The following is a 20,617-nucleotide window of genomic DNA, read 5'->3' as shown; positions in this document are numbered from 1 at the left end:
GAATCGCCTCGGCCGATGGCGAATGTTCAGATCGAGGAACGCCGAAGTGTTCCAATTGACCTTACTGGCTGGCGAGATTCAAAAGCAGGCCCGTCGTTGACATACTCATTGCGGCGGTTCTGATACTTCAGGTCGTAGGCATGCTCAAAGACGTCGACGACCAGGATCGGCTGGATGCCCCATGCCGTGAGCTTCTGGTGGTTCTCGCACTGGAGGATCATGAGCTTTCCGGACGCCGGGAGATAGCCGACGACACCACTTGAGCCTACCTCACGGGCCCGGGCAAGGTCTGCCCGCCCGGGCCGCAGACGATCGTTCCGCGCACCATGCAGATCCATTCGCCATAACTACGTTAGAGCGCGAGCGAGTCCCGTACGCACGAAGTTCGATTCGAGTCGAAGGATTAGCGCACATTTCGCGCACGCTGCTGAGCGCGTTGTCGCAGTCGCTGGCGCACCTGAAGGTATATGTTTGCATCAGGATTCGTCAGATCCCTGAACGTCACTGCCAGAGAGTATGGTTCGGCAAGGTTAGGTTCTGGGTTCCATGGCTCATCTTTTCTGGTGACAACGATGAACAATTTACGCGCAGTGGAGGCTTTGTAAGTCCACGTTGCGCACTGCAAGGTTCCCTTTGATCGACTCGTCGCCGTGATGTTCGCGAATCCGGATTCAGCGAGTTTGCGGGCCGCAGCTACGCGATTTGTGTTGAACCACCCTGTGACCTGCTCAAGGCTTTCTGCCTCGACAACATTGAAGCTGAGTTTCACCGCGCGATATGCAATACGCGTAGTTCTCACCGATGGGCAATACGCCAGGCCGACCGAAATCTCCCTAGGGCGTCTGCGTCCACTCCAGAAATCATCGGGGAGCGCCAGTTCGTAAAAATGGTGGTGATCAAGGGCAATCGCATCACTGCCAAGAAGTGTCACTGCATTGTCTTCGGACTCGAACAAATGGCGGCTTTGCACACTTCCGTAGCCAGCGAGCGCAAGCTTCTTTTCATCATCGTCTACAAGAACATCGGTCTCACCTGGGATGCGCGCATGTGCGCCGAGAAGGGCACGTAACGTGTTGGACGAGGCGTCAGGCGCCACGCGAAGTAGCGACGCCGCAAGATGCGCTACCTGAGGAGCAGCGAAGCTTGTCCCGGAATCGTCGTCGAAGAGCCGCCCATCAGCAAAATGCCGGGAAGTGGAGACCACGCCCAGCCTTTGAGCCGATAGCCGTCCACTGCGATGCTGCCAGGCCATGTTTCCTCCTTCGGCAACGAGGTCAGGCTTGATCGCCCCGTTGACCGAAGGGCCGATGCGCGTGAAGGGGCTTGGCTGATTACGCCGCGCGAGTGGCGTAGTCTCAATTTGCTGCGGGAATCTCTGAGCTTGATGATCCAGCTCGAAATGGGCAAGGCCACCAATGGTGAGGGCATTCAATGATGGCGCCGGATCCAGCAACCTAAACGTTTCATTGTTTAAGTAAGCCGGGAAAGTCTCAAGGGCGTCGTCCGGGATATCTGCCTGGTTGCCTGTCGGTACAACAAAAAGAACGTCGAGTTCACGCGAGAGTCGATCAAGGGTGTAGGCCAACCCTCGCACATGCCTTCCGTCGTAAACCTTATTTGCGTCCCCATAGGAGAGACAAAAGACCTTGCAACCATAGTGATCATGGAAGTAGCCGACAGCGTCTTCCACTGCCTTCTCTACGAACCGGGTTTGATCCTGACCATCATTCGCAAATACTTTGCCGGCAAAGAGCCTAAGTTGAGGCGAAAACTGATCTGGCAGACGGTCGAAAACGCGACCATACAGCGCGAGACCAGCAACTCGTGTGCCGTGTCCATCGAGATCAGCGGCATCCTCGCCGGCCACCATGAAGTTCTGGGTGTCACCTACTGCAGGCGCGATCAGTGGATGGCCAGCAGCAAGCCCTGTATCAAGTACGCATATGCCGGGCGCATCATCGGGTGGCGGATCGATATGCGGAAGTGAATTGATATCGAGACGAAGTCTCTCCAGTCCAAACCCGAAACTCGGAGGCAAATCAACGAGGCGGACATCACGATACCCTAGCAGGATGGGTAAGGTCAGGGCTGAGACCCTGACTTTGAAGAGGATCAAACTCTCCCTATCCAGGGTATCAAGTAGCTCGATACCGCTTCTCTGCAGCAGCGCCTGAAAGGTGGCCATCATTCGTTGCCGCTCATCCCTGCGATCAAGCGGCCACAATTCGACGTCAACGATCGAAGAGTTATCGTCAGGAAGCCCCAATTGGCCCAGTGCTGCGCCGGTACGATCAGCAGGCAACCACGAATCGAAACTGTTAATAGCGAGCAGCAAATTCGCATGAGTGACGTGGCCGTCGCGCGCAAGGCTCGTCAACTTCACGTCGACCTGTCTTAGCGCTTCATCCGTACTGAATAGAAGCGCGATCGAATTACCCTCCTGGCTCACGACCGTGAGGCCAGGGATTGCCTCAAGAGACTCCGGGCGAAAGCCACCAATAACGTTGACCTGCAGAAGTCTACGGTTATCGAAGCCCTCCTGGACCGGCGTCGCAGTTACCGCGGTAAGGCTGCGCTTAAGTTGGACTCCGTGTTGCCTCACGTCGGTTGGTTTCGGGAAACCGGGAAACGATCTCTTTTTTCTGAAATTGATTGGCTCGTCTCGTACTACCCGCAGATGCTCGTACGCCATAGCCCCCTCGCGATATTCTGGTCTTTGGATATGCGCGTAAGGATGCGTAAAAAATCTACTTCGCGCAACGTTTAGATGTAGGTGATTGCCGATTTTCCCGACGCAATGCAGACTCAAGATGAGCCAGTTCAAGGAATTCTCTGCCTTGAAGAATCATTTCCTTGATCGCCCTGCGAAGCACACGTTCGATATCCGCATGCGACATCCCCTTGAACTTCGACACTATTGCGCTTTCCGACGCCTCAAAGTTGCGACGTACTCCACTCAATTTGCTTTGCAAGAGCTTTCCGATCTGCGCCGCATCAGGGTTTGAAAACTTTACGGTTTCGTCAAACCGTCGCCAGATCGCCGAATCGAGCAGGTTCTCATGATTTGTCGCTGCGACGATCAGGCTCTTCCCGCGATAATCGTCGATCATCTGGAGAACCGCATTGACTACTCGCCGCAGTTCACCATGATCACCGTCCCCGCTACGCTCCTTGGCTAACGCATCGAATTCGTCAAATAGCGCCACGAGCGGCTGTGACGAGATGAAGTCGAAGACCTTGCGGAGGTTCGCAGCGGTTTCGCCAAGGTAGGACGAGATAACGGCATCGAGTCGGACGATCGCTAACGGAAGGTTAAGCTCCATCGCGACGACTTCTGCGGCTAGCGTTTTGCCGCATCCCGGTGGACCAAAAAAAAGCAGCTTCCTTGCTGGCTCGAGACCATATCCTTCGAGCGCCGCCTGACGGTTGTGCTCAAGCAGCACCTGCTCAATCGAAGTTTTAACGTCCCGACTGACCACCAGATCTTCAAGCTGACGCGAAGGCTGACGAACCTCAACGAGGTCAATACCGCGCTCTTTGTCCGACGGGACAGCTTTCGTCAGATGCAAGAGAGAAAGCGAGGGGACGGGGGTCGGCCGACCGTACAAAAGCTTCTCGAGGTCATTTGCGAGCAGATGATGTTGCTTGTCACGTTCCTCGGCAATGACGGCTTCGGATGCGCGCCTGAACGCATCCTGATCGCCATCCACGCCGGCGCGCACCAGCTGTCGCAGTAATTTTCCGTTCGCCATATCTGAGGCCAGCCGAGATCGCCTCGCCGGCGATCAAAAATATGTGTATACGTACAGTAGTATAATTGATGGCTCCCTGCCTGCCCAGGAAAAGCATCTATCAACAGTAGAGCGCATGTTGCCAGGAAGCGTAGTCTGTTGTCCACTCCAGCAAATGCGATCAACTCATCATCTCACGCACTAAAAGGGAACAATCGCGGCCACGCACGAAGATGCCTGCATGGAACGACCTGTGAGCGAACAGTGCTCTGACACCGCTTCCGCCGCCCTGCTTTGTTTGCCCCTCGGCTGGCGCGCCAGTTAGCCATCAAACGACGCCTCGCTCGCAAATCCTCGTTTCGATAGGAATTGCGACCGAGTGCTCATTTTGTGCGCGGCCGGCCATTGTTGCCGTGGTCCCCTTTACTACCGGCGCGACCACCAGCGACGCTCGCCCTCGAGGTACTCGCGTCACATCGACCCTTTGCTTCCCGGATAACACATCGCCTGAACCAAACCTACGCGCCCAACCTGCCGGCCCTGTATATCAGTACAATTTAAAAGCAGCATCAAAAACCTGAACTAGAACTACTACCATAAGACCATGTACTACACAACAAAGAATGCCAATGGTGATGCGGGTGAGTATTTTTTTGCATACAAAATAGCGAATGAACTTAAATGGCCGTGCAGATTAACGGGCGTCGATATCGGAATTGATGCCCAGATTGAGGTGATGATCGACAACGACGCCGATCCCATAGGAAAAATTAGCACCGGTCAATTCATCGCATTTCAGATCAAAGCTACGAGTCAAGAAGAAAAAGATTGCATCTACGTCGACCCGAAACATATCAAGTATTGGAAAGATTTGGAAATTCCGGTGTATGTTGTTCTTGTGGACCTATCTAAACCGGAAATGTATGTCCATTACGTCGATCCGGCGAGGACATATCGGCACACAAAAAAACGAGGCCAATCGTGCATTGAATTCAATCTGGACGAAGATGTCTTTTCCAGTCGCACCGTTGTTGATTTTCGTGAAAAAGCTGGTCAATCAGCGACCGCACTCATTGATGAGAAGCTGCAAACCATCCGTGACGGCGTAGAGGGCGCAGAGAAACAAATTAACGATATTCCGGTCGGTAACAATGGAGTCAAGAACCCAACCGGCAAAGACATATGTCATCTCGTCGACACTAAGCTAAATATTCTTGAAGCACTAAACGAAGTCAAATCAATATCCAAGGTATTCTCTATCAAAAAAGACGAAGTAGATGGAGTCGAGATCGTCGCCAGAGAATGCGCATCTGAAATACAAAATATCGTGACATATTACAACTCGATTAATGGTACTTTTTTTAAAATCGAGGAATGATTGAAGAACTTGCGGCGCGAATGAAAATCCGCAGAGCCGATCGCAATCCTGCAACTATTGAAGCCTGCTGGAAACGCCTATAGTGTTCAAAAAGAATGCAGGCCAGATAGTCGGCCCTGAACAATTCGGTTTTCGTGCGACCAGCGCTACGCCGGCACGTCGGCGGTGCAGCAATTGAACAGGGCAGCGAGAATGAAGACACAAAGAAGCCGCAGCTTCCTCAGGATCATCCTGAGGTTGTGACCGGCGCCGCACAGAACCGCGTGCATCGCATCGCCGAGCGCGCCTTTGAGCCAGTTGCGACCAAGTTTTCCGTCTGTCTTCATGTGACCGATGGCGGCCTCGATTGCGCTGCGCCGCCTGATCATCGCTCGTAGTCCGCGTGTGATGCCACGCCGCAACCCCGGGTGATAGATCTTCACGCCATCGACGGCCACACCCTTGTAGCCGCGATCGACGATGGCGACTTCTGGCGTGTCGTCGCACAGGATTGCTGCCTGCTCCAGCGCTTCAGCCAGCGTGTGGGTGTGCGATCGCCTTCTCCATAACGGTCGTATCGACAATCACGCGCTTGACGCTCGAGGCCTTGATCACGCCAGCGCGCTTTGCTGCTTCGATCGTCTCGGCGAGCAATTCTTCAACACCGGCTTCGCCCAGTCGTTTGCGCCAGCGCGTCAGGCTCGACGGATCGATTGGCGGCTCGGTCTGCAGATACGTCTCGCCCGTAAAGACCTGCCAGTAGGGGTTCTCAACCCATTGCCAGACGACCTCTTCGTCGGAGAGATCAAAAGCGCGTTGCAGGTAGAGCAGTCCCGCAATCAGGCGCGGCGAACTCGCCGGTCGGCCTTTGCCCGACACGAAGCTCCCGGTCATTGATGCGCCCAATCGCTCCCAGTCGATCAGGTCGGCCAAACGTATCAACGGATGATTCAGGTTGATCTGTTCGCGCAGCGGTTGGCGGAAGAAATCTCCCTCCGTCACAGGCGTCTTCGGACCCATCCGCACCTCGTCGAAAAATGCAGGATTCTCGCGTTAATGTGCTAGGTTCCTGTAAAACTCACAACACCATTTCGGCCTCAAAGCTCTGCCGAACAAGGAGCTCCGAGTTGTTCAGGGTCGACCAGATAGCCGCGTCGCGTACTAATTCAACCATGAAGGTTGGCGTCCGGTACGTCTATTTTTTTCTTCTAGAGGAATACTGCTGCAATCTCGCGCGAAGGGATCTAACTTCCAGTTGTAGTTCGAGACACAGATAAAGGAGAGCTTTATTTTCTTGCTTCAATTTTCGCAATGTATCGTCTTTTTTTTAGCCCTTAAATTTCCTGAGGACTGGTGTCTAGCGCTATTGATATAGGGAAACAGTTCATCGATCAATGGGCGATGATTGGCATAAAGGTTCGCTCGACTTACATTCGCCTCCCGACACACCTCGCTGATGGATAGTTTTTTCGTCGGATCGGCACTTAACCGAGCGAACACGACGGCACGAACACTTTGCTCAACGCTAAGCTTCGCTGTCTTTTCCATGATCAAATTCCAGTTCCTTGGCCGCAGTTACTGTTTGAGCGTTTAGACCTCGAAGTACCGTGGCAGTATTTCGCAGCCGCTCACCGACAATCTTAATTGTCTGCGGACCCAAATGACGGTTCTTGAGAAAATTCTCATCTCGGGTCATTCGCACTTCCCACCAAGGGCGGTGGCGCTCAGTTGCGGCAAAGTTGCCACATCTGGAGCATATGTCCGCGGATCGATTGACCTCGTTTGGTCCTCTGTCATCACCGCCACAAAGCGAAAGTGCGCGGCTGTAGACACAGTATCCCCAGTTGCAGGGAGCGAGCTGTATCCCTTGAGCAATTAGCTTTTCCACCAGGAATTTAAGTCCTTTCTTCCCCCGGAATTTGGCCTTTTCCTTCAGGGATTTCATCGCGGCACCGGCTTTTCCCGCCACGTTATTGGTCCGTATCAGATCGGTCAATGCCCGCTCAAGATCTTTCCGAGACTCTTCGTTCAATAACGTCCGCAGTTCTATATCGCTACCGCCGTACGAGCCGTCCGTAACTGCTTTATACACGTGTCCGTAGTGGTACGCGAGGGCCTCAAGGCCGCTCTTGTCTCGCGACGTAACAAATCTCGCAAACGTCTTCCGGGCGACGTGCGGATGCACGCGCTCACGGAGATATGTCTTGCGAAACTTCCCGCGCGCAAACGCGACCATACAGTTGGCAACCTCGCCCCGTGCGATTCTGATCCCTCTACTCTTTCCCAGAGCCGCAATGCGGTTCGATCCCGCCAGAATCAGAGCGCGACTCTTGAAGCTTTTTCTCGCGGCGGCATAAGTATCTTCAAAATACTTTACTGCTTTCAAAACGTCATCATTGACGATCCACTTTCTGGACTTCCCCCCTTTTTTTGCAGCGACGCCGTGCAGTCTCGCGACGTCTACTCCATCTTTCGTAGTTTCATGCTTGACACACCCCATATCGAGCCTCGCCAGTTCGGCGACGCGCATCCCCACGAGGAACAAAATAATGATGTAGGAGGCCCCGTCCATCTCCCTGTACGCTTTTTGGAGCACCTTCCAAGTCTGATGCGTTTCAAGTTTTAAATCCCGGCATAACGCCTCAAACTCGGGTTCAGACTGTATAGATTTGTAGAATTGGCCGATCCTGTATTTTTGATGACTGCCAGTAAGACCGCGCAGTGCGAGTTTCCACCTACGCTGAGTGATTGACACAAGATAGTCACCGTGAACATTCAGGAAATTTATCGCGTCGCCAAGCAACGGTTTGGCAACCGTTTCGTCAAGGGCTCGCCACGAAGAAGGGGACCGTAATGGCCTCGCCTGTGCTGCGACATCAAGCGTGGCGGGACTCACGCGCAATGCTCCAAGATAGAGCGTTCGAAGTTCCCACATTTCTTGTAGCACTTTCACACGATTGTAGAGTGTGAACTGCGTCACGGGTCCGTCTCCGCTTTCAAGAACGGCACAGCGCTCGATGTAATCAGCCAGATCTTGACCGGTTAGAGATGAAAACCGCCAGATGCCTCTTTCGGTCATCCACCTGATTAATCGTCGAATTTCGAAGGTCCAATTTATCACCGTGTTATGTGAGATGTGACCACCTCGTACTTGGCGAGGCTGCTCGATCAAGGCGTCGAATAGCCCTTTGACGCTTTGCAGTAAGTAGGTGCGTTGATGCCTCGTGCCTCCATGAGCAGGCAGAAAAGTCCGCCAGGAGATCCGCGCTGTCTCTCCTTCGTATAGTGGAGAGACATCGAGTTCCCAGTAGTGCTGGGTTTTCTTCAAAATCACCGAACTGGACATTGATCAACTTACTCCAAAAAAGGTACGAGTCTTCGCGACACGAGACCTCTCGCGATTCGAACGACTCCTTCACTGATCGACGGAAAAATCTCTGAAACAAGAATCACCCGGGTGGGTTCGTAGAGAAGCTCATATCTTTCCCACCATCCCTCGCTTATTGACCTTATACGGGCATCTTCGAGTGCATCGAGAGATTCGAGAAGATGCGCGACAACGGAGGGATCATCAACCAGAACCAGAGCCCCTGGACACGTCACACATCCCGTAAAGAAGGTGCACACTTCACCCACCTTCGCCCCGGGAGCGAGGCCGCCCAAGATGTCCTTGCAGGCAAATCCAAAAAGGGTTTCGCCCTGAGTTTTGGGGTGCTGCCTCGCTTTCACTGGCGGCTTGCGGTTTGTTGATATCGATTCTTGTGCGACGCGGACGAACTCGCCCTGGAACCGCCTGATAGTCAAGTCGTAGTGGTCACCAAGATGCTCGGGGTCACAATAGATTGTCGTTGTTTCCGAGCTGGCATGGTTCAATCTCCTCCGAGGGACCTCAATGGAGCGTCCTTCCTTGTAGGAGAGAACAGCGCCGGAGCCTCGTAAATTCTTCAGCTGAAACGGCGGGAGATTGTGACGCTTGATGAAATCTGCCAGCGCGTCATTAAGAGTCGATTTGTTGGGGACACGTATTGTTCGGAACTTTGGAGACATACACACGAAAAGACTATTCCTGTCGGACGGAATCGCGTCCGCGACTAACTCTCCGTTCAACTCCATCAGCCTTCTAGCAAGACTCGGAGCACTCCACTTTCGCCCGACCGGAAACTCCGCATGCTGCTCCTTGCGGCTTCGATTTTTCAGCCAAGTAATGCACTCCAGATCCGCGCGAAGCGGATGAGGTACAACGCAATCACGCTGGGCGGAAGGCAGCTCTCCTGCGTTGGCGCTGGTTTGAATCAAAATAGCAAGGTAAAAGGGAAATACCTGCTCCCAATTTACCCAGAGCAATTTCCCCATCGCACCCTCCCCGCCCCACTTATGAATAAACGGTCTAAGATGAGGCAGCGATGCTCTAATCTGCTCCTGACGTGGGAAAAATCCATTCCCTAAATCTAGGAGTATCTTGATGTTGGCGTGAGCCAACTCATCTTCTTCCGCTAGATTCTCGCCTGTGCGCAATGCACGCCCTCGAGCAACGGCTATTTCGGCAATTTCTATGTCATCGTAACAAGCACGCAGAATTTTCTTCAGTGTCTCAGGATCGACAATTTCACGTACGCCATCCCATTGCGCCCGAATTCTCGGGATAACAAGGGAGAGCTTCGGCGAGAGGATCTCCGGCACGTTCCTCTGACACCATTTCAATAATTTAACGACCATAGTCAAATTCTGCTGCGCGCTAGACCCCAAACGCGAATTGTCGAGCCAAACTGAAAAAATATGACCCGATCGAGCAGGAAGCTTTGGTTCGCCCGCATATCCCGATGCAATTAGACTTTCCGCGAAAATCTCCAAAGCGTGAAATACTCTTTGTTGCGTATCGAGCGCGGTATGTCCAAAGCTGGCAATCAATGCCCGTTTTAAGGCATCACAGATTCTTGTGTGGAGATTCAACTTATTAAAATCTCTTTTTAGTGCGCCATCGCCTTGTTCTTTTTTTGCATTCATAACGTAGCTCCGTACAAGAAATCTAGTGCTGCAATCGCATCTCCTCCAGATATCTCATATGCCTGGAGATAAATTTCAGTAGTTACGACGTTTGAATGACTCAGGAGGATTTGAAGCACCTTCAGAGAGTTCAGTTGCACGCCGTCATTGACTCTTCGTTCGAGAAATTTCAAGACATGTACAGCGAACGTATGGCGCAAATGATGAAGCGTGGCTCTGCTGCCGATAATCTTTGCGCTTTTTTTGAAAGCTCTCGTAAAAGTTTGACGCGACATACGCCGACCATGCGCGTTGAGAAAAAGCGCATTTTCATGACCGCTCTGTGCCACCCGCCTCTCTGTGAGAACAAACCAGTTTGTCTCTTCGAGCAACGTCGATGGAACATATACGTTAACTTCCTTGCCACCTTTTCTCAGCATGATCAATTGCATCATGCCCGCAGATTGGCTCTCGATTTGTTCTGGAGTAGGAAGGTCACTGATTCGCAGATCGCAAATTTCAAATCTCCGAAACCCACAAGCGACGCTCCATTTCAGCATCAACTTGTAAGGCATCGGGGTGATTGCGAAGAGCCTGCGAATCTCTTCTTCACCTAGTGAGACAGGGAGTTTCTTGATTACTCGCGGCGTAGCAATTCGCTGTAGGCGCGAAAACCGGTGCCGAGAGTTCCGTGAAAGCGGATGCCAGCGGTTATTTGGGTCAGCTGTGCACAAATATTTCCCGAGACTCGACGGCATTGTGTTTCTGCGTTGACCCCACTCATGAAATATTGCAGGTACAACAACGCGTTGGTTGACCGTCGCACTGGCGTATTTGGAGTCTGATCCAGCTATTTTTTCGTGAGAGACCTTCGCGCGATACACGCCGATTGTCTCCTCGGTCACGTCATGTAGCGTAATGGCGCTGTCATCCACATACTTCAGCCAAGGCAAAAGAGCTTCGGCATAGGTGCGCACTGTGTCTCCCGTGACCGACCTGCTCGCCAAAGCAGTGTCGGCCAAAAATAGGGTAGGTAAAAGGACTATTCTTCCACTGTTGTCGACAATTACAGCGATCAAAGGAAGCTCAAACAGGCGGGGTTGAAAGTCGATGAGCGCGAAATCTTCGTCAGGCAACGATGAATCGGAATCGAGGCGCCGGATATCCTCATAACAATCACTGATGGCCTTAACGGCGCTCTTAACGCCCTCGAAGTCTTTTCTAGGGTGGATGTAGACAATTCGATATTTATTAGGGCCGGGTTTCATTCCGCCTCCAATCGCTCACCGCAATCATAGTTTTTATGAATGGGCGCGAAAACAGACAGACAAAAAGTTACACCTAATGCCCGAGTTCGACCGTCACGTGCTCGAAACGCTGCGCGAGCCGCTCGAAGTGGGCTCGATCACGATTTCGCGAGCCGCCTGGCAAACCGACTTCCCCGCCGCATGCCAGCTCGTCGCCGCGATGAACCCTTGTCCGTGCGGCTGGCGCGGCGACCCGGCCGGGCGCTGCCGCTGCACGCCCGAAAGCGCCGCGCGCTACCTGCGCAAACTCTCGGGGCCCCTGCTGGACCGCATCGACATCCAGATCGAGATTCCCGCCCTGCCGCCCGCCGAACTGGCCGCTCGCGCCAGCGCGAACGCGGAGCCGAGCGCCGTCATCGCCGCTCGCGTGCAGGCGGCGCGCGCACGCCAGCTCGAACGCCAGGGCAAGCCCAATCGCGAATTGAGCGGCCGCGAAACCGACGCGGTCTGCCGCCTCGACGCCGCAGGAGAAACGCTGCTGCGCGAGGCGGGCGAGCGCTTCGGCTGGTCGGCGCGCGCGCACTACCGGGTGCTGAAGGTCGCCCGCACGATTGCCGATCTCGCGGGCGCGCCCATGCCAGGCGCCGCGCATGTGGCCGAGGCCGTGCAGTACCGGCGCGTGCTGGCCGAGCGGTAGGGCCGCTGCGGTCCAGCGAATCAGCCGGCGAAAGTGGGCGGCGCTTGTGTCGCTTGTGCCGCGGCGGAATGTGGATAGCGCCAATAAATCGAAGTCAAGACTTGACTTATGCACATTTGGTCGTATTGAGCCCGGTTTTGTGCATGGTTCGCATTACACGCCGGGCGATTCGCCAAGCCCTTGATTCTTCAGCTTTTCAGGATTCACCGGGAAGCCGCCAAAACTAACAGAAGGCCCACAGGACGGCCTTTTCCGGCCTGCGAGCGGACTTTTTCCACAAAGTTACCCACAGCCGCTGTGGGTAACCGGTAAACCTTCAATCAAATCCGTGAATTAGCGCGTAAACCTTTGGGTAAACTTTCACTCCCGACCGTAACTGCCCGTCGCTGCGTGGGTGGGTTTGTACCGCCGCGCGTGTGCTCCGGAGTCCCGACACTCAGTAGAGCTTGAAAGATCCGAAGAACTGGTCAACCTGCTCGACCGGCGGTTCGGCGCGCCCGACGATCGCCACCTGGTAGGCGCGCGCGCCCTTCACCACGAGGCGCGCGTGGATCGTGCGCGTTTCGCCGTTCGCCCCAGCCTTGCCGGCAACCCGCATCTCCACGCCCTCCACGGCGCCGCCCGTTGCGAGCGGCACCGGCACCGCGTGCGCGTCGGGGGTCACGCCCACGTTGCGCGCAAGCCCGGCGCGCAGGAAATCGAGGGCCTTTTGCTGCGTTGCGGGCTGCGCGTCCGGCAGATCGAGCGTGCCGACCACGAACACGTCGCCCGCGACTTCGGCCGTTTGCATGCGCATGCGCATGGGCGTGCCGTTCACGTCGATGCCGCGCTCGTCCTTGTCCGGCTTCGCGGGCATGTCCACCGTGTAGCCACTCTCGTTGTTGGAGATCGTGCGCCAGTCGTAGGTCGGCGAGCAGGCGGCCAGCGCGCCGGCCACCGCGAGCACGCCCAGCGCAGGCGCGACGGCTGCGTGCGGCACGCGGAGCCGCACGGCGAGCGAAAGGCGGACACGGCGGAGAAGGGCTAAGACCATGGGGCGCGATCGTCACAAAAGTGAAAGGAGCGCGCCATTATCCGCTGAGGCGCGCGCAACGGCGTGCCGCAACCGCTATGTCGGGAAATTCGGCGCTACAATAACCGGGCTCCATTCCCGCGTCCATTTGGCGCACGAGGCAAGGCTCATGACCGCTGCATCCCCGAATTCATCGAACCCGCGTTCCGGCGCGATCCGCCGCATCGGCGCGGCGGTTGTCGTCGTCGCGATCGCCGTGGCCGGCTATTTCGCGTTCTTCGGCAGCCAGCAGCGCGTGCCGGACGCCACCTTCACGCTGCTCTCCGGCCAGAAGGTCTCCACGGCCGACCTCAAGGGCAAGGTCTATCTCATCAACTTCTGGGCCACGAGCTGCACGACCTGCATGCAGGAAATGCCGAAGATGATTCAGACCTATAACCGCTTCAAGGGCGACGGTCTCGAATTCGTGGCCGTGGCGATGAACTACGACGCGCCGATGTACGTGGCCAACTACGCGCAAACGCGCCAGCTGCCTTTCAAGGTGGCGATGGATGACGGCTCGGCGGCGAAGCAGTTCGGCAATGTCCAGCTCACGCCCACCACCTTCGTGATCGGCCGCGACGGCAAGATTCTCAAGCGCTATGTGGGCGAGCCGCAGTTCGCGGAGCTCGACAAGCTGCTGCAAAAGGCGCTTGCGACCTGACTTGCGATACAACGCGCGATCCAGTCGCCCATGAAAAAAGCAGCGGAAACCCGCTGCTTTTTTTACGCCTGCACACCGCGATGCCGATCATGCCGCGGCGCGACTAGCCCTCGCCGCGCGCCACGAGCCCGTAGCGGCGAATCTTCTCGTACAGCGTGGCCTTTGCCATTTGCAGGCGCTCCGCCGCCTGGGCGACGGCGCCGTTGCTCTGTTGCAGCGCGTCGGCGATCAATGCGCGCTCGTACTGCTCCACGCGCTCCTTGAGCGGCTGCGCCTCGTCTGCGCCGCCCGCCGCGTCCGTCGAGAGATCGTCGGGAATCCCAAGCACCCGGCGGTCCGCCGCGTTGCGCAGCTCGCGCACATTGCCCGGCCAGTCGCGCTGCGCGAGCCGCATGCGGTCGCGCTCGGTGAGCAGCGGCGCGGGGCGCTGGTAGCGCACCGCCGCGTCGAGCAGGAAATGCTCGAACAACGGCACGATGTCCTCGCGCCGCTCGGCGAGCGGCGGCAGCGCGATCGTCACGACGTTCAACCTGTACAGCAGGTCGCGCCGGAAGGTCCCCGCCGCCACGTGCTCGTTCATGTCGCCCTTGGCCGCCGCGACCACGCGCAAGTCGGCGCGCACCGGCTGATTCGAACCCAGGCGCTCCAGCACGCCGTCCTGCAACACGCGCAGCAGCTTCACCTGCAACGACAGCGGCATGCTCTCGATCTCGTCGAGAAAGAGCGTGCCGCCGCTCGCGTGTTCGAGCTTGCCGATCCGGCGTTTGGCCGCGCCCGTGAACGCCCCCGCCTCGTAGCCGAACATCTCCGACTCGAACATCGGCTCGGGCAGCGCGCCGCAATTCACAGCCACGAACGGCTTGTCATGGCGCGGCGACAGCTCGTGCAGGCTGCGCGCGATCAGCTCCTTTCCCGCGCCGGTGTCACCGTTGATGATGACCGAGGCATCCGTGGGCGCGACGTTCGCAATGAGCTTGCGCACCTGCTCGATCGCCGGGCTCTTGCCGATGATGCGCGGCGCGAGCGCGTTCTGCCCCGCCAGCTCGCGGCGCAGCGCGTGGTTTTCCAGCATCAGGAGGCGCCGCTCCAGCGCACGCCGTACTGTTTCGATGAGGCGCTCCGAGGCGAACGGCTTCTCGATGAAGTCGTACGCGCCGTCACGCATGGCCTGCACGGCCATCGAGATATCGCCGTGGCCCGTCACGAGGATGATGGGCACATCGGGCGCGCGCTCGTGGCACTGCGCGAGCAGGTCGAGCCCGCTCATGCCGGGCAGGCGGATATCGCTCACCACGATGCCCGCGAAGTCGGCATCGACGAGCGGCAGCGCGGCTTCGGCGTTCGCGAAACCGGCGGCGTCGAAGCCCGCGAGTTGCAGGCTTTGCACGCCCGCGCGGCGCACGAGTTCGTCATCCTCTACGTAGAGCACCCGGCCGGGCGTTGCATTGACCATATTCGTTCGTCATCCTGATTCATTGTCGGGCTTCAAAGTCCCGCCGCCCGCGCGACGCTCGCGGCATCCGCGCGAGCGCGGCGCAGTGTCAGCACGAAGCACGCGCCACCGCCCGTGTCATTGCTCGCGGTGAGCGTGCCGCCGCAGTCGCGTGCGATCGACGAGGAAATCGCGAGCCCGAGGCCGAGCCCCTGCCCCATTTCCTTGGTCGTGAAAAACGGCTCAAAGAGACGCGGCAGCACGTCCTCGGGAATGCCCGGGCCATTGTCGCGCACCGCGATGGCAAGGGTCGCGGCGCTCGCCAGAACGTCGATCGCAATACGTGGCGAGGGCACGCCCGCCACCGCGTCGAGCGCATTGCCGAGCAGATTGATGAGCACCTGTTCGAGCCGCAGGTCGTCGCTCTGCGCGACCAGATCAGGGTACTCCGCGCTCGCGTCGAGCGGCGCGGGCGGCGCGCCGTCCTCGATCAGCGCAAGCTCCACACGCACGCCCTCGAGCCGCTTGCCGAGCAGCGCGAGCGAGTTGCGCAGCGCGCGCGCAACCGGCGCGCGCGCGCTTCTGGGCCGCGCACGCCCGACGAACAGCTTGAGCTGGTTGACGATCTTGCCCATGCGCTCGGTGAGCGAGGCGATCGCCTCCAGGTTTTCGGTGGCGGCCGCGTACTGGCCGCGTTCGAGAAACACGCGCGTGTTGTCGGAAAAGCTGCGCAGCGCGGCGAGCGGCTGGTTCAGCTCGTGCGTGATGCCCGCCGCCATCTGGCCGAGCGCGGCGAGCTTGCTCGCCTGGATCAGTTCGTCCTGGGTCGCGCGCAGCACGCTTTCCGCGCGCGTGCGCTCCGCCACCTCGCGTTGCAGGCGCTCGTTCGCCTGCGAAAGATCGGCGGTGCGCTCGGCCACGCGCTCGTTGAGCATCGCATAGGCCTTCTGCAACATCGCGCGGCTGCGCATCACCTCTTTCACGCGCGCGCGCCGCATGCGCCAGTAAAAGCCGAAGAGGCACAGCGACACATAGCCGAAGCCCGTCATGATGGTCGCGTTGCGCGAGGCGTCCACCACGGGATCGATCGACGACATCGTGACGAGATGCCAGTCGGGCTCGCCGAGCGAGCGGCGCGTTTCCAGGTAGCGTGGCGCGCGCAGCCCTGCGCCCATACGCACGATGTCGGCGTCGCCTTGCAGCACGCGCTCGACGCTCGTGGGCAGCGGCGCGATCGGCTCGCTCGCGTACTGGCGCGTGGCGTCGATCGAGGCGACCACGGCAGGCGGCAGCGGGCGCACTGTGCGGTACTTCCACGCGGGCACCGAGGAGAGAAAGATCACGCCGTGATCGTCGGTGACGAGGAGCGGCTCCGAGGCATCGGTGCCCGGAAACCATTCGAGATTGAGCTTGACCACGGCCACGCCGACGATCTTGCCGTCGCGCCGCACGGGCTGCGACACGTAGTAGCCCGGATCGTGCGAAATCGTGCCGATGCCGAAGAAGCGGCCCACGCCGCCCTGCATCGCGTCGATGAAATACGGGCGGAAGCGGTAATCCACGCCCACGAAGCTGTCCGGGTCGCGCCAGTTGCTCGCCGCGATGCTCATGCCGTCGGCGCGGATGATGTAGGTCGTCGTGGCGCGCGCGTGGCGGTTCACGTCTTCGAGATAGCGGTTCGCCGCGGCGACCCACTCGGGCTTCGGATCGACGAGCACGTCCTGCACGAGCGGATGCTCGCCCACGATATAGGGCAGCGAGTCGTAGCGCTCCAGCGTGCTCTTGAGCGAGGCCGCGGTGCGGTCGCCGCGCACGGCGGCGTTGCGGCGCAGCGCGTCGATGCCGGTCTGCCAGGTGAGCGCCCACGTGAGCGCACAGACCGCGACGAGCCCGGCGGCGAGCGCGAAGAGGATGATGAGGCGGCGCGTCACGTCAACGGCTTCCAGACGGTCGAGGGGATGAGCGGAATTGTGGCACATGCTCGCCGTGCGGCGTCCGGGGAGAACGCGCGATGTGAAGCGGCGCCGGGCCGGCTTGGGTGGAAAGGCAAAAAACGGGCGATGCGCACGCAGGGGAAACGGTGCACCGCCCAACGGCACGTGCCGCATGAAGATGGAACGGTCAGACAAAGCCGGGGACGGCGCGCGGCGGACACGACAGCATCGCCCACGCGCCCGCCCCGCATGGCGTGGCTTACACGCCCGCGCCTTCCTTCACTTCTTCGACATCGCCCGAGAGCACGGCGCGCAGCTTGTTGCGGTCGAGCTCCTTCTCCCATGCCGAGACCACGACGGTCGCCACGCCGTTGCCGACGATGTTGGTGAGCGCGCGGCACTCGCTCATGAAGCGGTCGATGCCGAGAATCAGCACCATGCCCGAGAGCGGAATGGTCGGCACCACGGCGAGCGTCGCCGCGAGCGTGATGAAGCCTGCGCCGGTCACGCCGCTTGCGCCCTTCGAGGTGAGCATCGTCACCGCGAGCAGCGTGAGCTGCTGCGTCCACGTGAGATCGGTGTTGGTCGCCTGGGCGATGAAGAGCACCGCCATCGTCATGTAGATGTTGGTGCCGTCGAGGTTGAACGAGTAACCGGTCGGCACCACGAGGCCCACCACCGAGCGCGAGCAGCCGAGGCGCTCGAGCTTCTGCATGAGTTGCGGCAGCGCCGATTCCGACGAGCTCGTGCCGAGCACGATCAGCAGTTCTTCCTTGATGTAGGAAACGAAGCGGATGATCGAGAAGCCCGTGAAGCGCGCGATCGTGCCGAGCACGACGAGCACGAACACGACCGACGTGAGATAGAACGTGCCGATGAGCTTGAGCATCGGAATGAGCGAGCCCACGCCGTACTTGCCGATGGTGAACGCCATCGCGCCGAACGCGCCGATCGGTGCGAGCTTCGTGACGATCTTCACGACGCCGAACAGCACGCCCGAGACGCTGTCGATGAACTCGGTCACCACGCGGCCACGCTCGCCCAGTTGCGTGAGCACGGCGCCGAACAGCAGCGCGATCAGCAGGATCTGGAGGATCTCGCCCTGCGCGAACGCCGAGGTGATCGTGTCCGGAATGATGTGCATCAGGAAGTCGACGCTGCTCTGGCCATGCGCCTTTTCGGCGAAGCTCGCCACGGCCTTGGCGTCGAGCGAATGGACGTCGACGTTGAAGCCCGCACCGGGCTTGAGCACGTGCGTGGCGATGAGGCCGAGCACCAGCGCGAAGGTCGAGACGATCTCGAAGTAGAGCAGCGCCTTGCCGCCCACGCGGCCCACCTTCTTCATGTCCTCCATGCCGGCGATGCCGGTCACGACGGTACAGAAGATGATCGGCCCGATCACCATCTTGATGAGCTTGATGAAGGCGTCGCCGAGCGGCTTCATGTCGATGCCGATGGCGGGCCAGTAATGGCCCAGGATCACGCCGATGACGATCGCCACGATCACCTGGAAGTAGAGGACTTTGTGGAGAGGTTTCTTCACGATGGTTCCCGCAAATGAGTTAAGCCAATGGCCGAACGAAGCTGGTCGGGCCGCGACAGGACGAAACTGGGGATCAGCGAAACCGGAAGGTGGGATCGGACATCGGCTGTCTCCTTGCTGTTTTTATGTCGCGGCCTTGGGTTGGCCGCGCGTTCTTATTTGCAAGGACAATGCCAGCGTGAACAGACGCTCACACCTTTGATTTATAAGGATTTTTATTCGACGAACAAAGGCGCGAATCTGGTTTTCCAGAAACGCGCCCTGTGGGTGTTTGGATTTCCAGAAACGGCGGGGGTCCCGCCTCAGCCGCGTCCCTTCCACGGCACGAGCCGCTTTTCGAGCGCGCGCATGCCCAGATCGAAGCCCCAGGCAATCAGCCCGATCAGCACGATGCCCATCACCACGACGTCGGTGCGCAGGAAGCTCGACGCATTGAGCACCATTTGACCGAGGCCGGCCGTGGCGGCCACCATCTCGGCGGCCACGAGCGTGGTCCAGCCAAAGCCGATGGCGATGCGCAGCCCCGTGAGGATCTCGGGCAGCGCGGCGGGCAGCACGACGAAGCGCACGATCTGCGCAAAGCCGCCGCCAAGCGACGCCGCCGCGCGGATCTGCTCGACGCTCGCACTCTTCGCGCCCGCGCGCGCCGCCATGGCGATGGGGGCGAAGCACGCAAGATAGATCACGACGATCTTGGCCGTTTCGTCGATGCCGAACCAGATCACCACGAGCGGCAAATAGGCGAGCGGCGGCAGCGGCCGGTAGAACTCCAGCGGCGGATCGAGCAGGCCGCGCGCGATGCGCGACACGCCCATCAGGATGCCGACGGGAACGGCCGTGAGCGCCGCGAGCGCGAACGCGCCGAACACGCGCAGCGCGCTCCAGAACAGATGCTCGGAGAGCGGCAGGCCGCCCTGGATGCGGCCGTGCCAGGCGTCGGTAAACGCTTGCCAGACCGCCTCGGGCGTCGGCAGAAAAAGCGGCGGCAGCCAGTGCAGATGCGTGGCGAGCCACCAGAGCAGCGCGAGCGCCGCCACCGAAGCGGCGCTGAGCGCCGCCGTCGAACCCTCGCCGGGCATGCGCCAGACTTTCGAGCGCCCGGCCTGCGTGCCGGTCGCGGAACGCGCCGGCACCCTGCGCGCCTTCAGCGCGACTTCCCTCAACGATTCTTGGGGCACGCTCATGCTGGCTCCTCGTGCGCGTCCGCGTGCAGCAGTCCCACCAGCCGCTCGCGCCATTCGATGAATTCCGGCGACGACTTGATCGCACGCGCGTCGCGCGTGGCGAGATAGCGGCGCGCGAACGGCACCTCGTATTCGCGCTCGATGCGGCCCGGCCCCGGCGTCATGACGACGATACGCGTCGCGAGAAAGAGCGCCTCCTCCACGCTGTGCGTGATGAAGAACACCGTCTTTTGCGTGCGCGCCCAGACGTCGAGCACGAGCGTTTGCACCTGCTCGCGCGTCATGGCGTCGAGCGCGCCCATCGGCTCGTCCATCAGCAGGATCTGCGGGTCGCTCGCAAGCGCGCGCGCAATGCCCACGCGCTGCTGCATGCCGCCCGAAAGCGCGTACACGCGCTCGCGCGCCTGCGCCTGAAGCCCGACGAGCGCAAGCTGCTCGCGCGCGATGCGCTCGCGTTCGGCCTTCGGCACACGCCGAAAGCGCAAGCCGAGCGCGACGTTGTCGAGCACGTCGAGCCACGGCAGCAGCGCATGCTTCTGGAACACCACGCCGCGCTCGGCGCCAGGCCCCTCCACCCGTTCGCCGTTCACGCGCACCTCGCCCTGCGCGGGCTCGATGAAACCCGCAATGCAGTTGAGCAGCGTGGTCTTGCCGCAGCCCGAAGCGCCGAGCGCCACGACGAACTCGCCGCTCGCCACTTCGAGGTTCACGTTCGCGAGCGCGACGTTGGGCAGCGCACCGCGTTGCGCGCCCTCATAGATGACGGTGAGATCGCGGATCGCGAGCGCGCTCAT

The 20,617-nt window shown here is 59.1% G+C and carries 15 protein-coding genes and 2 pseudogenes; 3 read left to right on the top strand and 14 right to left on the bottom strand.

What is annotated here, in order from left to right:
• Positions 1–26 precede the first annotated feature (26 nt).
• From C7401_RS05230 to C7401_RS05220, 3 genes are all read right to left on the bottom strand, one after another.
• Entirely contained in the window at positions 27–338 is a 312-nt protein-coding gene (locus C7401_RS05230; RefSeq protein ID WP_258396884.1) for a Fe-Mn family superoxide dismutase, read from the bottom strand.
• A gap of 65 nt (positions 339–403) precedes the next feature.
• Positions 404–2,692: a S8 family peptidase gene (locus C7401_RS05225; RefSeq protein ID WP_112170264.1), complete on the bottom strand. Its 2,289-nt coding sequence runs from the start codon at positions 2,690–2,692 to the stop codon at positions 404–406.
• Positions 2,693–2,747: 55 nt separating this feature from the next.
• Complete coding sequence (locus C7401_RS05220; protein WP_112170263.1) at positions 2,748–3,752, bottom strand: AAA family ATPase; 1,005 nt, start codon at positions 3,750–3,752, stop codon at positions 2,748–2,750.
• A 583-nt stretch (positions 3,753–4,335) separates the two neighbouring features.
• Here C7401_RS05220 and C7401_RS05215 point away from each other — a divergent pair.
• Positions 4,336–5,109 carry a DUF4365 domain-containing protein gene (locus C7401_RS05215; RefSeq protein ID WP_112170262.1) on the top strand — a complete coding sequence of 258 codons (774 nt, stop codon included), beginning with the start codon at positions 4,336–4,338 and terminating at the stop codon, positions 5,107–5,109.
• 146 nt (positions 5,110–5,255) lie between these two features.
• Here the strand turns inward: C7401_RS05215 and C7401_RS05210 are convergent.
• The 5 genes and pseudogenes from C7401_RS05210 to C7401_RS05200 form a co-directional block, all read right to left on the bottom strand.
• Positions 5,256–6,108: pseudogene (locus tag C7401_RS05210) on the bottom strand (transposase).
• Between the two features lie 279 nt (positions 6,109–6,387).
• Entirely contained in the window at positions 6,388–6,636 is a 249-nt protein-coding gene (locus C7401_RS44255; RefSeq protein WP_146757882.1) for a helix-turn-helix domain-containing protein, read from the bottom strand.
• On the bottom strand, positions 6,614–8,434 hold the full coding sequence (locus tag C7401_RS05205) for a tyrosine-type recombinase/integrase (protein WP_112170261.1): 1,821 nt from the start codon (positions 8,432–8,434) through the stop codon (positions 6,614–6,616). The genes C7401_RS44255 and C7401_RS05205 overlap by 23 nt, the downstream gene beginning before the upstream one ends.
• A gap of 8 nt (positions 8,435–8,442) precedes the next feature.
• Positions 8,443–10,092, bottom strand: coding sequence for a hypothetical protein (locus tag C7401_RS44250; protein ID WP_146757881.1), 1,650 nt, complete (start codon positions 10,090–10,092; stop codon positions 8,443–8,445).
• Positions 10,089–11,339: a tyrosine-type recombinase/integrase gene (locus C7401_RS05200; protein WP_112170260.1), complete on the bottom strand. Its 1,251-nt coding sequence runs from the start codon at positions 11,337–11,339 to the stop codon at positions 10,089–10,091. Before C7401_RS05200 ends, C7401_RS44250 begins: the two co-directional genes overlap by 4 nt.
• 76 nt (positions 11,340–11,415) lie before the next feature.
• Between C7401_RS05200 and C7401_RS05195 the strand changes: the two are divergent.
• Positions 11,416–12,015: pseudogene (locus C7401_RS05195) on the top strand (ATP-binding protein); the annotation flags it as partial.
• Between the two features lie 436 nt (positions 12,016–12,451).
• On the opposite strand, the gene C7401_RS05190 reads toward C7401_RS05195, so the two are convergent.
• On the bottom strand, positions 12,452–13,048 hold the full coding sequence (locus tag C7401_RS05190) for a hypothetical protein (RefSeq protein ID WP_258396883.1): 597 nt from the start codon (positions 13,046–13,048) through the stop codon (positions 12,452–12,454).
• A gap of 148 nt (positions 13,049–13,196) precedes the next feature.
• Here C7401_RS05190 and C7401_RS05185 point away from each other — a divergent pair, with 148 nt between their 5' ends.
• Entirely contained in the window at positions 13,197–13,730 is a 534-nt protein-coding gene (locus C7401_RS05185) for a TlpA disulfide reductase family protein (protein ID WP_112170258.1), read from the top strand.
• Positions 13,731–13,833: 103 nt separating this feature from the next.
• Here the strand turns inward: C7401_RS05185 and C7401_RS05180 are convergent, their stop codons facing one another.
• The 5 genes from C7401_RS05180 to C7401_RS05160 all read right to left on the bottom strand — a co-directional run bounded on the left by C7401_RS05180 (position 13,834) and on the right by C7401_RS05160 (position 20,617).
• Complete coding sequence (locus tag C7401_RS05180; RefSeq protein WP_112170257.1) at positions 13,834–15,183, bottom strand: sigma-54-dependent transcriptional regulator; 1,350 nt, start codon at positions 15,181–15,183, stop codon at positions 13,834–13,836.
• Positions 15,184–15,215: 32 nt separating this feature from the next.
• Positions 15,216–17,141 (bottom strand): sensor histidine kinase, encoded by a 1,926-nt coding sequence (locus C7401_RS05175; RefSeq protein ID WP_112170256.1) that lies wholly within the window; start codon positions 17,139–17,141, stop codon positions 15,216–15,218.
• A gap of 214 nt (positions 17,142–17,355) precedes the next feature.
• A complete protein-coding gene (locus C7401_RS05170) occupies positions 17,356–18,642 on the bottom strand; it encodes a dicarboxylate/amino acid:cation symporter (RefSeq protein ID WP_112170255.1) in 1,287 nt (428 codons plus the stop codon).
• Between the two features lie 299 nt (positions 18,643–18,941).
• Positions 18,942–19,823 carry an ABC transporter permease subunit gene (locus C7401_RS05165; RefSeq protein WP_112170254.1) on the bottom strand — a complete coding sequence of 294 codons (882 nt, stop codon included), beginning with the start codon at positions 19,821–19,823 and terminating at the stop codon, positions 18,942–18,944.
• The gene (locus C7401_RS05160; protein WP_112170253.1) at positions 19,820–20,617 is read right to left on the bottom strand and encodes a taurine ABC transporter ATP-binding protein; all 798 of its coding nucleotides are present in this window, start codon (positions 20,615–20,617) and stop codon (positions 19,820–19,822) included. The genes C7401_RS05165 and C7401_RS05160 overlap by 4 nt, the downstream gene beginning before the upstream one ends.

The organism is Paraburkholderia unamae, from assembly GCF_003268775.1.
GTDB lineage: Bacteria > Pseudomonadota > Gammaproteobacteria > Burkholderiales > Burkholderiaceae > Paraburkholderia > Paraburkholderia unamae.
This window is presented reverse-complemented; position numbering and strand designations above follow the sequence as displayed.

What these genes read in the sequence shown, in the direction of transcription:
- C7401_RS05160 (WP_112170253.1), bottom strand. Translation starts at nt 20,617, where the DNA reads ATGAGCGCGCTCGCGATCCGCGATCTCACCGTCATCTATGAGGGCGCG.
- C7401_RS05175 (WP_112170256.1), bottom strand. Translation starts at nt 17,141, where the DNA reads ATGTGCCACAATTCCGCTCATCCCCTCGACCGTCTGGAAGCCGTTGAC.
- C7401_RS44250 (WP_146757881.1), bottom strand. Translation starts at nt 10,092, where the DNA reads ATGAATGCAAAAAAAGAACAAGGCGATGGCGCACTAAAAAGAGATTTT.
- C7401_RS05230 (WP_258396884.1), bottom strand. Translation starts at nt 338, where the DNA reads ATGGATCTGCATGGTGCGCGGAACGATCGTCTGCGGCCCGGGCGGGCA.
- C7401_RS05205 (WP_112170261.1), bottom strand. Translation starts at nt 8,434, where the DNA reads ATGTCCAGTTCGGTGATTTTGAAGAAAACCCAGCACTACTGGGAACTC.
- C7401_RS05180 (WP_112170257.1), bottom strand. Translation starts at nt 15,183, where the DNA reads ATGGTCAATGCAACGCCCGGCCGGGTGCTCTACGTAGAGGATGACGAA.
- C7401_RS44255 (WP_146757882.1), bottom strand. Translation starts at nt 6,636, where the DNA reads ATGGAAAAGACAGCGAAGCTTAGCGTTGAGCAAAGTGTTCGTGCCGTC.
- C7401_RS05215 (WP_112170262.1), top strand. Translation starts at nt 4,336, where the DNA reads ATGTACTACACAACAAAGAATGCCAATGGTGATGCGGGTGAGTATTTT.
- C7401_RS05190 (WP_258396883.1), bottom strand. Translation starts at nt 13,048, where the DNA reads ATGGTCTTAGCCCTTCTCCGCCGTGTCCGCCTTTCGCTCGCCGTGCGG.
- C7401_RS05165 (WP_112170254.1), bottom strand. Translation starts at nt 19,823, where the DNA reads ATGAGCGTGCCCCAAGAATCGTTGAGGGAAGTCGCGCTGAAGGCGCGC.
- C7401_RS05200 (WP_112170260.1), bottom strand. Translation starts at nt 11,339, where the DNA reads ATGAAACCCGGCCCTAATAAATATCGAATTGTCTACATCCACCCTAGA.
- C7401_RS05225 (WP_112170264.1), bottom strand. Translation starts at nt 2,692, where the DNA reads ATGGCGTACGAGCATCTGCGGGTAGTACGAGACGAGCCAATCAATTTC.
- C7401_RS05185 (WP_112170258.1), top strand. Translation starts at nt 13,197, where the DNA reads ATGACCGCTGCATCCCCGAATTCATCGAACCCGCGTTCCGGCGCGATC.
- C7401_RS05220 (WP_112170263.1), bottom strand. Translation starts at nt 3,752, where the DNA reads ATGGCGAACGGAAAATTACTGCGACAGCTGGTGCGCGCCGGCGTGGAT.